Source organism: Limnohabitans sp. TEGF004 (assembly GCF_027924965.1).
In the GTDB taxonomy this organism is placed as follows: Bacteria; Pseudomonadota; Gammaproteobacteria; order Burkholderiales; family Burkholderiaceae_C; genus Limnohabitans.
In genome coordinates, this window is sequence record NZ_AP027056.1 from 1416389 (window position 1) to 1428723 (window position 12335).

General features: G+C 55.2%; 15 protein-coding genes. 8 read left to right on the plus strand and 7 right to left on the minus strand.

Annotation, left to right across the window (positions count from 1 at the left end):
* Nucleotides 1-106 precede the first annotated feature (106 nt).
* The 3 genes from ilvC to LINBF2_RS06720 are packed head-to-tail and all read right to left on the minus strand — an operon-like array spanning nt 107 to nt 3442.
* The gene (ilvC, locus tag LINBF2_RS06710) at nt 107-1123 is read right to left on the minus strand and encodes a ketol-acid reductoisomerase (RefSeq protein ID WP_281887679.1); all 1017 of its coding nucleotides are present in this window, start codon (nt 1121-1123) and stop codon (nt 107-109) included.
* 37 nt (nt 1124-1160) lie between these two features.
* A complete protein-coding gene (gene ilvN, locus LINBF2_RS06715; RefSeq protein ID WP_104797333.1) occupies nt 1161-1652 on the minus strand; it encodes an acetolactate synthase small subunit in 492 nt (163 codons plus the stop codon).
* 17 nt (nt 1653-1669) lie between these two features.
* Nucleotides 1670-3442 (minus strand): acetolactate synthase 3 catalytic subunit, encoded by a 1773-nt coding sequence (locus LINBF2_RS06720; RefSeq protein WP_281887681.1) that lies wholly within the window; start codon nt 3440-3442, stop codon nt 1670-1672.
* Between the two features lie 262 nt (nt 3443-3704).
* On the opposite strand from LINBF2_RS06720, the gene LINBF2_RS06725 reads away from it, so the two are divergent.
* From LINBF2_RS06725 to LINBF2_RS06750, 6 genes are read left to right on the plus strand one after another with little or no spacing between them, the layout of a single operon-like run.
* Complete coding sequence (locus LINBF2_RS06725) at nt 3705-4271, plus strand: RNA polymerase sigma factor (RefSeq protein WP_104797331.1); 567 nt, start codon at nt 3705-3707, stop codon at nt 4269-4271.
* Nucleotides 4268-4708 (plus strand): DUF3619 family protein, encoded by a 441-nt coding sequence (locus LINBF2_RS06730; protein ID WP_104797330.1) that lies wholly within the window; start codon nt 4268-4270, stop codon nt 4706-4708. The genes LINBF2_RS06725 and LINBF2_RS06730 overlap by 4 nt, the downstream gene beginning before the upstream one ends.
* A gap of 6 nt (nt 4709-4714) precedes the next feature.
* Nucleotides 4715-5374, plus strand: coding sequence for a DUF3106 domain-containing protein (locus tag LINBF2_RS06735; protein WP_281887684.1), 660 nt, complete (start codon nt 4715-4717; stop codon nt 5372-5374).
* Nucleotides 5371-5880, plus strand: a complete 510-nt coding sequence (locus LINBF2_RS06740) for an RDD family protein (protein ID WP_281887685.1) — start codon at nt 5371-5373, stop codon at nt 5878-5880. Before LINBF2_RS06735 ends, LINBF2_RS06740 begins: the two co-directional genes overlap by 4 nt.
* A 16-nt stretch (nt 5881-5896) precedes the next feature.
* On the plus strand, nt 5897-6277 hold the full coding sequence (locus LINBF2_RS06745) for a diacylglycerol kinase (RefSeq protein WP_104797327.1): 381 nt from the start codon (nt 5897-5899) through the stop codon (nt 6275-6277).
* Nucleotides 6278-6285: 8 nt separating this feature from the next.
* A complete protein-coding gene (locus tag LINBF2_RS06750) occupies nt 6286-6873 on the plus strand; it encodes a TIGR00730 family Rossman fold protein (protein ID WP_104797815.1) in 588 nt (195 codons plus the stop codon).
* 69 nt (nt 6874-6942) lie between these two features.
* Here LINBF2_RS06750 and LINBF2_RS06755 read toward each other — a convergent pair whose 3' ends face one another.
* The gene (locus tag LINBF2_RS06755) at nt 6943-7281 is read right to left on the minus strand and encodes a P-II family nitrogen regulator (RefSeq protein ID WP_104797326.1); all 339 of its coding nucleotides are present in this window, start codon (nt 7279-7281) and stop codon (nt 6943-6945) included.
* A 37-nt stretch (nt 7282-7318) separates the two neighbouring features.
* Nucleotides 7319-8995, minus strand: a complete 1677-nt coding sequence (locus LINBF2_RS06760; RefSeq protein ID WP_281887688.1) for an NAD+ synthase — start codon at nt 8993-8995, stop codon at nt 7319-7321.
* Between the two features lie 44 nt (nt 8996-9039).
* Between LINBF2_RS06760 and LINBF2_RS06765 the strand changes: the two genes are divergently transcribed.
* Nucleotides 9040-10215, plus strand: a complete 1176-nt coding sequence (locus tag LINBF2_RS06765) for a GNAT family N-acetyltransferase (protein WP_281887690.1) — start codon at nt 9040-9042, stop codon at nt 10213-10215.
* Between the two features lie 55 nt (nt 10216-10270).
* On the opposite strand, the gene ppa is transcribed toward LINBF2_RS06765, so the two are convergent.
* Both ppa and LINBF2_RS06775 read right to left on the minus strand, forming a co-directional pair.
* Nucleotides 10271-10798, minus strand: a complete 528-nt coding sequence (gene ppa, locus LINBF2_RS06770; RefSeq protein WP_281887692.1) for an inorganic diphosphatase — start codon at nt 10796-10798, stop codon at nt 10271-10273.
* A 94-nt stretch (nt 10799-10892) separates the two neighbouring features.
* Entirely contained in the window at nt 10893-11036 is a 144-nt protein-coding gene (locus tag LINBF2_RS06775) for a DUF3149 domain-containing protein (RefSeq protein WP_104797323.1), read from the minus strand.
* 109 nt (nt 11037-11145) lie between these two features.
* Here LINBF2_RS06775 and moaA point away from each other — a divergent pair, with 109 nt between their 5' ends.
* Nucleotides 11146-12321 (plus strand): GTP 3',8-cyclase MoaA, encoded by a 1176-nt coding sequence (moaA, locus tag LINBF2_RS06780; protein ID WP_281887695.1) that lies wholly within the window; start codon nt 11146-11148, stop codon nt 12319-12321.
* The last annotated feature ends 14 nt before the right edge of the window (nt 12322-12335 follow it).

The following is a 12335-nucleotide window of genomic DNA, read 5'->3' on the forward strand; positions in this document are numbered from 1 at the left end:
TCGTTTAGCTCCGAAAATTAGACCTAGAGTGTAAGCGTAGCGTCAATCAGGCACAAAAATGACAAAGGCCACCGAAGTGGCCTTTGTCGATGCAATCCACAAAAGCTTAATTGCGGGTTTGGTCAACCAGCTTGTTCTTCGCAATCCAAGGCATCATGGCGCGCAATTGGCTGCCCACCACTTCGATCTGGTGATCGGCAGTGTTGCGACGACGTGCGGTCATGCTTGGGTAGTTCAAACGACCTTCCTGGATGAACATCTTGGCGTATTCGCCGTCTTGAATGCGCTTCAAAGCGTTACGCATGGCTTCACGGCTTTGTGCGTTGATCACTTCAGGACCGGTCACGTACTCGCCGTATTCGGCGTTGTTCGAGATCGAGTAGTTCATGTTGGCGATGCCGCCTTCATAGATCAAGTCAACGATCAGCTTCAACTCGTGCAAGCACTCAAAGTAAGCCATTTCAGGGGCGTAACCGGCTTCCACCAGAGTCTCGTAACCCATCTTGATCAGCTCAACCGCACCACCGCACAGAACAGCTTGCTCGCCGAACAAGTCGGTTTCAGTTTCTTCTTTGAAGTTGGTTTCGATGATGCCGGCTTTGCCGCCACCGTTGGCCATGGCATAGCTCAAAGCCAAATCGCGGGCTTTGCCGCTCTTGTCTTGATGCACAGCGACGAGGTGAGGCACGCCACCACCTTGGGTGTACGTGTTGCGCACGGTGTGACCTGGGGCCTTTGGCGCCACCATCCACACGTCCAAGTCGGCGCGTGGCACGACTTGGTTGTAGTGCACGTTGAAGCCGTGGGCAAATGCCAACGAAGCGCCTTGCTTGATGTGAGGAGCCACATTGTTGTTGTACACCTCGGCGATCATTTCGTCAGGCAACAAGATCATGACCACGTCAGCAGCTTTCACTGCGTCGTTCACTTCCATGACTGTCAAGCCAGCTTTGCCGACTTTGTCCCAAGATGCGCCACCCTTGCGCAGACCAACCACGACCTTGACGCCGCTGTCGTTCAAGTTTTGGGCGTGTGCGTGGCCTTGTGAGCCGTAGCCGATGATGGCTACAGTTTTGCCTTTGATCAGGGACAGATCACAATCTTTGTCGTAAAAAACTTTCACGGGGTTCTCCTAAAAAATACTTTGAAAGGGTTGAAATTTAAACGCGCAAGATACGTTCGCCGCGGCCAATGCCACATGCGCCCGTGCGAACGGTTTCGAGAATTGCGCTGCGGTCAATCGCTTCCAAGAACGCATCGTTCTTAGACAGGTCGCCCGTCAACTCAATGGTGTAGCTCTTCTCAGTCACATCGATGATGCGGCCACGGAAGATATCGGCCATGCGTTTCATCTCTTCACGCTCTTTGCCAACAGCACGCACCTTCACAAGCATCAGCTCGCGTTCGGTGTAAGCGCCCTCGGTTAGGTCGACCACTTTGACCACTTCAATCAAACGGTTCAAGTGCTTGGTGATTTGTTCAATCACCTCGTCCGAACCATGTGTTTGAATGGTCATGCGTGACAAGCTGGCGTCTTCGGTAGGCGCCACGGTCAGAGATTCAATGTTGTAGCCACGGGCAGAAAACAAACCCACCACGCGCGACAAAGCGCCGGGTTCGTTTTCAAGCATCAGGGAAATGATGTGTTTCATGGTGTCATCCTTCCCGTTCACAGGTCTTCGCTGCCAAGCAGCATTTCGGTGATGCCCTTACCGGCCTTGACCATCGGGAACACGTTCTCGGTGGGGTCGGTACGGAAGTCGATGAACACCGTGCGGTCTTTCAGACGGCGAGCTTCGCGCAAAGCTGGCTCGACGTCCTCAGGACGTTCAATCAGCATGCCCACGTGACCATAGGCTTCCGCCAATTTCACGAAGTCAGGAATCGCGTCCATGTAGCTGCTGCTGTAGCGGCCTTCGTATTCGATTTCTTGCCACTGGCGCACCATCCCGAGGTATCGGTTGTTGAGTGCCAACACCTTGATGGGCGTGTTGTACTGGAAGCAAGTCGAGAGTTCTTGGATACACATTTGCACCGAGCCCTCGCCTGTCACGCAGAACACTTCGCTGTCAGGCTTGGCCAGTTTGATACCCATGGCGTAAGGAATACCGACGCCCATGGTGCCCAAACCGCCTGAGTTGATCCAGCGACGTGGCTCGTCAAACCCGTAGTACTGTGCAGCCCACATTTGGTGCTGACCCACGTCAGACGTGATGTAGGTGTCAGTACCTTTGGTCATGTTGTGCAGTGTTTCAATGACGTACTGCGGCTTGATGACGGTGGTGTTTTCACGGTCGTACTTCAAGCAGTCGCGCTTGCGCCAAGCTTCGATGGTTTCCCACCAGCAAGCCAATGCGGCCGCGTCGGGCTTCAAGCCAGATTCTTTGATCATGTCGATCATCTCGACCAACACGTCTTTCACATCGCCGACGATTGGGATGTCGACCTTCACACGCTTGGAGATGCTGGAAGGATCAATGTCGATGTGGATGATCTTGCGTTCGTTTTGCGCAAAGTGTTTGGGGTTGCCAATCACGCGGTCATCGAAACGAGCGCCAACAGCCAGCAACACATCGCAGTTTTGCATGGCGTTGTTGGCTTCCATCGTGCCGTGCATGCCCAACATACCCAGGAACTTCGGCTCGCTTGCAGGGTAAGCGCCGAGACCCATCAAGGTGTTGGTCACGGGGTAACCCAGCATGTCGACCAAGGTGCGCAACTCTTGCGAAGCGTTGCCCAGCAATACACCGCCACCGGTATAGATGTAAGGGCGCTTAGCCGCCATCAGCAACTGCAACGCCTTGCGAATTTGACCGCCGTGGCCTTTGCGCACAGGGTTGTAGGAGCGCATTTGTACTTCAGCTGGATAGCCTTCGTACGTGGTCTTCTTGAAAGACACGTCTTTTGGAATGTCCACCACCACAGGACCAGGACGGCCGCTGCGAGCGATGTGGAACGCTTTTTTCAGCGTCAAGGCCAAGTCGCGAACGTCTTTGACCAAGAAATTGTGTTTGACGATGGGGCGCGTGATGCCAATGGTGTCGCACTCTTGGAAGGCATCCAAACCGATCGCGTGCGTGGGCACTTGACCGGTGATGATCACCATGGGAATGCTGTCCATGTAGGCCGTCGCAATGCCGGTCACCGCGTTGGTAGCACCTGGCCCTGAAGTCACGAGGGCCACACCCACATCACCTGTGGCGCGGGCATAGCCATCAGCTGCATGAACCGCCGCTTGCTCGTGACGAACCAACACGTGCTGAATCGTGTTTTGGTTGTACAGCGCGTCGTAGATGTAGAGAACTGAACCGCCGGGATAGCCCCAGATGTGCTTGACGTTTTCAGCTTGCAGGGCCTTGACGAGAATCTCGGCACCCATCAATTCTTGTGCTTGACCGCCAGTGGCGGCTGCGGAATGCGATTCCGACTTTGAGTTATCCATTTTTTGTACCTTTTAACCTGAGTGAATTTCGTCAACGAAAAACCTTGGGTGCTTCTTGGCGAACCCTTGTGGGGCAGCATCGAAACTTTGGACCTTCAGCCATAGACGCATGGTTCGCGCCGGACCCAGACCCGTTTGCCTTTTTTGTCGAATTGCAGCCCGAGATTATGGCACCTTCCTGAGCCAGATTCAGTCTTAAGCACGCAAAAAGCCTTGGCGGGTGCCATAATCGCGCCCGATTCAAACTTGAACCCATTCGTCAGTGGCCACCGAACAAGAACTGTCAGACTTCCTAAAAAGCGTTGAGAAGCGAGCCTTCAAGCGCTCGGTCTATCACGTTCGCGATGAAGAAGCGGCCCTAGACATCGTGCAAGACAGCATGATGAAGCTCGCCGAGCACTATGGCGACAAGCCTGCCGAAGAGCTACCCATGCTGTTTCATCGCATTCTGTCTAACACCACGCTTGACTGGTTCAGGCGTAACAAAACACGCAAAGCGCTGTTCAGCAATTTCAGTGACTTCGACTCTGACAAAGATGACGGCGAATTTGACCTGTTAGAGGCCTTGGCTGTCGATAACGACAGCCAAACCACGCAAAGCGCCGAAGACAACTTCGCCAGCATCGCCAACGTCCACGAGATCGAAGAAGAAATACAAAATTTGCCAGCGCGTCAACGAGAAGCCTTCCTGCTGCGTTATTGGGAGGATCTTGATGTTTCAGAGACAGCTGCTGCTATGGGTTGCTCTGAAGGAAGCGTCAAAACACATTGCTCTCGGGCTGTACTGGCACTCAGCAAAGCGCTCAAAGAAAAAGGAATTCAACCATGACACATACCGCAAATACCCAAGATGAATTTGGCTTGCGCATTGCTGCTCGCCTGAATTCCGCCAGCCTTGAACTGCCGCACGACATCTCCGAGCGCCTGCGCGCCGCACGCACCCGTGCCGTTGCCGCACGCCTGAAACCCCAAACACGCCTGCAAACCAGCACGGCCGTGGCTCACCAAAATGGTGCAGCTCTATTGAATTTTGGCGGCGATGAAGGCTTGAACATTTGGAGCCGTTTGGCCTCCTTGCTGCCACTGATTGCTTTGATCGCAGGCTTGGCGCTGATCCAAAACATCATGGACGATGACCGTGCCAACGAATTGGCCGAAATTGATTCGGCCTTGCTCGTGGACGACCTCCCCCCAGCTGCCTACGCTGATCCGGGCTTTCTTCAGTTCTTGAAGAACCCCATCACAGCCAGCGAATCGAAAGAATAAACACCCATGACATTCAAGCGTTCGCTCAGTGCCGCACTCGCCGTCCAACTTTTGTTGAGCGGTGCTGTGTTGCTTGTTAGCGGACGGGTCTGCGCACAAACAGTTTCAGCCGTAGCTACCACCCCCCCCCCCAGTCTGCCTGGCCGCCCTTTGTGGATGGACTTGACCGAGTCGCAACAACAAGCACTAGCTCCCTTGTCTCAACTGTGGCCCACCATGACTGAGCCACACAAGCGCAAATGGCTGGCGATCTCACAAAACTTTGGACAACTCACGACCGACGAACAATCGACCGTGCAAGGCCGTATGCGTGAATGGGCGGCACTTAGCCCACAACAACGCACAGCTGCACGTTTGAATTACGCCGATGCCAAGCAGCTGCTGCAAGACGATAAGAAAGCCAAGTGGGAAGCGTATCAAGCCCTCTCACCAGAAGCTAAGCAAAAGTTGGCCGCACAGCAACCCACCCAACCCGTCAAGGGCGCGGCACCTGCGGTCAAACCTGTGTCACCTGCGAAGTTAACCCCACCACCTGCAGCAAGTGCCAACAAAGCCCTGCCACGCATCGCAACCGACCAAGCCGCACCAGCCACGTTGCTGCCCACACCCCTCCCCAGTTCAGCGCCGGCCAGCGCAACGACTGAAAGCACCACCACACTCCAATGACCTCGGACTTGACAGCCCCCAGCCTGCCGCGTCGCATGGCTTGCTGGCTCTATGAGGGGCTGCTTTTGTTTGGTGTGCTGTTCATTTCGGGCTATTTGTTCAGCACCCTCAGCCAGTCACGCCATGCGCTAGACAACCGCCATGGACTGCAAGCCTTTTTATTTTTGGTCGTCGGCATTTACTTCACCTGGTTTGGCCACAAAGGCCAAACTTTGGCCATGAAAACTTGGCATATCCGTGTGGTTGACACCCAAGGCGAAGCCCTCACCCAAAAACGTGCCTTTGTACGCTACGCCTTGAGTTGGATTTGGTTCATCCCCCCTCTCGCCATCTTGGCCCCTTACGCACTGACTGGCGCAGAGACGACCGTGTTGTTTGTCGGCTGGGTGGCTGTGTGGGCCTTGCTTAGCCGCTTTCACCCGCAGCGCCAGTTTTGGCACGACGTTTTTGCCGGTACGCGCTTGGTCACGGCACCGCCTATTGCCCCAGCCAAACACAAGGCCTAACGTTACAGTTCATCTCATGAGTGCAAATCCACAAAAAAACAGAACTGGCCTCAATCGCGTTTGGTATGCCTTTGGCTACTCGCTCAGCGGCCTGAAAGCTGCTTGGTACGAAAAAGCATTTCGCCAAGAAGCCATCGGCGCCTTCGTCTTGGTACCTTTATCTTTTTATGTGGGTAAAACTTGGCAAGAAACAGCACTGCTGGCCGGCACAGTTGTGCTGGTCATGGTGGTTGAACTACTCAACACCGGCATCGAATCTGCCATTGACCGCATTGGCCCTGAATGGCATGAACTGGCTAAACGTGCCAAAGACACAGGCAGCGCAGCCGTGCTATTGAGCTTGTTGCTATGCATCGCTGTTTGGGCGGCCGCCATCCACGCTAACTTTTCCGCTTGAAAGAACCCATGAATACGCCTGCGTTTTCTGTGTGCGTCTACTGCGGTTCACGCAATGGCATCCAGCCCGAATACGCCGATGTGGCACGCCAAGTAGGCACGTGGATTGGCCAACACAACGGTCAATTGGTATACGGCGGTGGCAACAACGGCTTGATGGGGTTGGTAGCCCAGGCCACAGCCGATGCGGGCGGACGCGTGGTAGGCATCATTCCCAAAGCCTTGCAAACCAAAGAAAACACGCGCACAGCCTGCACCGAGCTGCATGTGGTGGACACCATGCACGAGCGCAAACACATGATGGCCGAACGCGCCGATGTGTTCTTGGCCCTGCCCGGCGGCATTGGCACCTTTGAAGAATTTTTTGAAGTGTGGACCTGGCGCCAGCTGGGCTACCACGACAAGCCCATTGGCTTGCTCAACACCCAAGGCTATTACGACGGCTTGCTGCAGTTTGCGCAAAACAGCGTCGCCCAAGGCTTTTTGAACGATTGGCAAATGGACTTGATTCGCAGTGGCACAGAGCCAACAGCATTGCTACAAGAGCTGGTACAAGCCGCAGGCTTTTCACCTGAACCTAAACTAGCAGGCCTGTAACCCGATCAAGAAAAAAGCCGCAGACCTTCACAGGCTGCGGCTTTTGCATTTGCGAGCGACGAATCGGAATCAAATAGCGGTTTCGTCCAACTCACCTGTGCGAATGCGCACCACACGCTCCACAGGCGTGATGAAGATTTTACCGTCACCAATCTTGCCTGTGCGAGCTGCGCGCACGATGGCGTCCACGCAGTTGTCCACGTCTGCGGCTTTCACGGTGACTTCAATTTTCACTTTGGGCAAAAAATCCACCACGTACTCAGCGCCACGGTACAACTCGGTGTGACCCTTTTGACGACCAAAGCCCTTGACCTCGGTCACGGTCAAACCCGTCACACCACACTCGGCCAATGCTTCGCGCACTTCTTCGAGTTTGAATGGTTTGATAACGGCTGTGATTTGCTTCATGGTTCGAGTCCTTGGGGTTCAATGAAAAGGCCTATGGTCAGGCGCGAAACTTATTGGTTATAGGATAACGCCAATCCTTGCCAAAACTGCGGTGGGTCACGCGAATCCCCACAGGCGATTGGCGGCGTTTGTATTCGTTGATACGGATCAGTCGAGTCACCTTCTCCACATCGACACGCGCAAAGCCTACGGCGATGATGTCCTCCGAGCTTTGGTCGTTCTCCATGAAACGCGACACGATCTCGTCCAACACCTCATACGCTGGCAAGCTGTCTTGGTCAGTTTGGTCTGGACGCAACTCGGCACTGGGCGGACGTGTGATGATGCGCTCAGGGATGGGCTCGGTACCCGTACCGTATGGGTCGTGGGCATTGCGCCAACGCGCCAGCTTGAACACCAAGGTCTTGGCCACATCTTTGATGACGGCAAACCCACCGGCCATGTCGCCGTAAAGCGTGCAGTAGCCAGTGGCCATCTCGCTCTTGTTACCAGTGGTCAGCACAATGGAACCAAACTTGTTGGACAAGGCCATCAGTAACGTGCCGCGAATGCGGGCTTGAATGTTCTCTTCGGTGGTATCGAGCTGCGTGCCTTCAAAGTCGGCTTTGAGCGAACCCAAGAAAGCCTCAAACTCCGGCACGATGGACACCTCGTCATAGCGCACACCCAAGCGCTTGGCCATGTCGCGGGCATCAACCCAACTAATTTCAGCGGTGTACGGCGACGGCATCATCACGGTACGCACTTTGTCAGCGCCCAGGGCATCCACCGCAATAGCCAACACCAAGGCCGAGTCGATACCGCCAGACAGACCCAACAAAGCACCAGGGAACCCGTTTTTGCCGATGTAGTCACGCACACCCAGCACCAAGGCATGCCACAAGTCGGCTTCGAGTGAGCCGTCTTCAGCTACAGGCGCCGACAAATGCAGACCACCATGCGACCCTGATTTGCCTCGCACCACATCGACCGTGAACGTTGCCACGTCAAAGCTAGGCGCACGCCCAGCCAACGCGCCATCGGCGTTGAACGCAAACGAACGCCCTTCAAACACCACCTCGTCTTGGCCACCCACCAAATGCGCATAAATCAAAGGCAAGCATGTGGCTTGCACACGGCGTCTCATGGCTTGCTCGCGCTCGTCGCCCTTGCCCACATGAAAGGGCGACGCGTTGATCACAGCCAACAGCTCAGCACCCGCCGCTTTGGCGTCTGCAGCGGGCACATCAAACCAAGCATCTTCACAAATCAGTAAACCCACTTTTATGCCAGCGACCTCAAACACACAAGGCTTGTCGCCGGCTACGAAATAGCGGCGCTCGTCAAACACTTGGTAGTTGGGTAGCTCGCGTTTGGCGTAAGCGACCACCACTTGGCCCTCACACACCACGCTCGCCATGTTGAAGCGGCGTTGCACCGACACCGAGCGCGTGCGCTCGTCACCACCCGATGGATGACCTACCACCACATGCAAGCCCTTTAACCCGCTCAGAGCAGCGGACACCGTTTTCAGGGCATCATCGCAAGCTTGAATGAATGAGGGGCGGAGGAATAAATCTTCAGCCGCATAGCCGCACAAAGACAGCTCCGGCGTCAGCACCAAACGTGCGCCGTCTTGATAAGCTGCCGTGGCGCAATCGATGATTTTCTGGGCGTTACCCGCCATGTCACCCACCACGAAATTCAACTGAGCAACACAAATTTTGAGAGTCATGGCAGCAGGCACATCGTCCAAAGTAAAACAGGTCTAAAAACAAAATGGATTATGTCATTCGCGTCCACGAAAACCCGCTAGATATCCCCGCTCAAGCGTGGGATGCTTTACTGGCACAACAAGACGCGCCCTCGCCCTTCATGCGGCACGCCTACCTCGCGGCCTTGCACACCAGCGGCAGTGCCACACCAGACACCGGCTGGACGCCGCAATTTGTCACGCTTTGGCTGGGCGAGGCCTTGGCTGCCGCAGGCGCGCTCTACATCAAAGGTCACTCTTACGGCGAATACGTGTTTGATTGGGCATGGGCCAACGCCTATGCCGACCATGGCCTGAGCTACTTCCCCAAAGCCACCTGTGCTGTGCCCTTCACGCCTGTGCCGGGCTCACGCTTGCTGGCAACCGATGACAAAGCTCGTCAAGCCTTGCTCAAAGCCATGCTGGATGTAGCCCAACAGCACGAGCTATCTTCATTGCACCTCCTCTTCACCAGCCCCGACGACCGCAATGCCTGTGACGCCCTTGGCTTGATGCAACGCCAAACCGTGCAATTCCATTGGCACAACGTCGATCTACAAGGCCAACGCTTTGAAAGCCTCGATGCCTTCTTAGCGAGCCTGTCCCAAGAGAAACGCAAAAAGATCAAACAAGAACGCCGCCGCGTTGCTGATACTGGCGTGACGTTTCGCACCTCGGTGGGCGCGGCTATCGGCAGCGAAGACTGGGGCTTTTTTTACCAGTGCTACGAACGCACCTACCTCGAACACGGCAATGCGCCCTACCTGAGCCGTGCTTTCTTTGAGCACATGCAACACGACATGCCTCACAACTGGGTGCTGTTTGTAGCAGAGCGCGATGGCCACCCCATCGCCAGCAGCCTGGTCGCAGTGCAAGACCTAGGCAAGCCAACCGCTGTCGCCTACGGCCGCTACTGGGGCGCACTAGAACGCGTGGACTGCCTGCACTTTGAAGCCTGCTACTACCAACCACTCAACTGGTGCATCACAAATGGCGTGCAACGCTTTGAAGGCGGCGCCCAAGGCGAACACAAAATGGCCCGCGCCCTCATGCCCGTGCCTACCTACAGCGCGCATTGGCTCGCGCACCCTGCGTTTGCCGATGCGGTGGAACGTTTTCTTGAACGCGAGACGGCTGGGGTCGACAACTACCTCGACCACTTGGCCGAGCGCAGCCCCTTCAAACGTCATGAGCCTCAATAAAGAACGGACATAAAAAAGCCCGCATAAGCGGGCTTTAGATGGACACAACCAAAAATTACTTCTTGTAATTGGCCATACCGTCCAAGATTTCTTTGTGGGCAGACTCAATGCCTTCCCAGCCCTTAACCTTGACCCACTTACCTTTTTCGAGGTCTTTGTAGTGTTCAAAGAAGTGGGCAATTTGTTGCAACTGCAACTCATGGATGTCAGCCAATGACTTGATGTTGCTGTAACGGGCCAAGATTTTTTCAGTGGGCACAGCCAACACTTTGCCGTCCACGCCGCCTTCGTCTTCCATTAACAAGATGCCCAACGCACGGCAAGGCACCACCACGCCAGGTGGCAATGGGAAAGGTGTCATCACCAACACGTCCACAGGGTCGCCGTCACCCGCGATGGTTTGTGGCACGTAGCCGTAGTTGGTGGGGTAATGCATGGCCGTACCCATGAAGCGATCCACAAACAGAGCGCCAGACTCTTTGTCGACTTCATACTTCACAGGATCCGAGTTCATCGGAATTTCGATGATCACGTTGAAGGCTTCAGGAACTTTGCTACCGGGGGTGACTTTATTCAGGGACATGGTGTCTTGTTATAAAAGTTAAAAAAGAAACTCAGAGGATTAACCCCGATTTTACTTTCACGGGGCTTGCGTCTCTGAGTTGCCTACGAAACCTTTATTCGTGGGTGCTTTTGCCCGTTTCGTCCATCAACCCTAGGAAAACGCGCAAAAAGTACACAGCCATGGCCAAGATAAAAACAATCACAGCCACGCTCATCAGGCCGTAGTCGGTCGAAAAAAGGTCAATCCAAGCTTTCATGGGGTTACTCCTATCAATTGCAATACCCCTACTTTGCACCGTCTCAGCGCTTGTCACACTGATCTACATCAAGGCTTAGGGGATTCGTGGCTCAGGCAAAATCAAGGCTATGTCTGAACGCGTTATCCCCTTGGTCGATCAACGGCTCCTCGCCTTAGCGGCCACTGTCCCCCTGCAACCCATTGCAACCGACGGTTTGCTCAGTGACAGCTTGGGCCGCCCCCTGCACGACTTGCGCATCAGCGTGACCGACCGCTGCAACTTTCGCTGCAACTACTGCATGCCCAAAGAGGTGTTCAACAAAGACTACGCCTACCTGCCCCACAGCGACTTGCTGAACTTTGAAGAAATCACCCGCCTTGCCAAAGTATTCGTAGCTCATGGCGTGCGCAAAATTCGCCTCACTGGTGGTGAACCTCTGCTGCGCAAGAACCTTGAAATCTTGGTGGACCAGTTGGCCAATATCCCCACGCCGGATGGCACGCCGCTAGACCTCACCCTCACCACCAACGGCTCGCTCTTGGCCCGCAAAGCGAAGTCACTCAAAGACGCAGGCTTGAACCGCGTGACGGTCAGCCTTGACGGCTTGGACGATGCTGTGTTCCGTGCCATGAACGATGTGGACTTTCCCGTGTCCGATGTGCTCGACGGCATTGCTGCGGCCAAAGACGCGGGCTTGGGGCTAGACGCCAACGGCCAGTTGACCGGGCTCAAAGTCAACATGGTGGTCAAGCGCCGCACCAACGTCGACCAAATCTTGCCGATGGCCCGCCACTTCCGAGGCAGCGGCATCACGCTGCGCTTCATCGAATACATGGATGTGGGTGCGACCAATGGCTGGTGCATGGACGATGTGCTGCCCTCTGCCGATGTCATTCAACACATCCAACAAGAATTCCCACTCGTGCCTTTAGAGGCCAGCGCTTCCGGTGAAACCGCACAACGTTGGGGCTATGCCAATGCCGCAGGGGTATTTGACCCAAGCTTGGGCGAAGTGGGTGTGATCAGCAGCGTCACCCAAGCGTTTTGCCGCGACTGCAACCGCGCCCGACTCTCCACCGAAGGCAAGCTCTACCTGTGCTTGTTTGCCACGCAGGGCTACGACTTGCGCAGCCTCATGCGCGGAGCAGACGCCACAGATGCAGATCTTGCCTCGGCCATCGGCCACATTTGGCACAAGCGTGACGACCGCTATTCCGAGCTGCGGGCCTCCATGCCTGCGGACAGCGCCTCCAACGGTTCATCGACGGCACGCCGCGTAGAGATGAGCTACATCGGCGGCTAAGCCCAACCTATCCA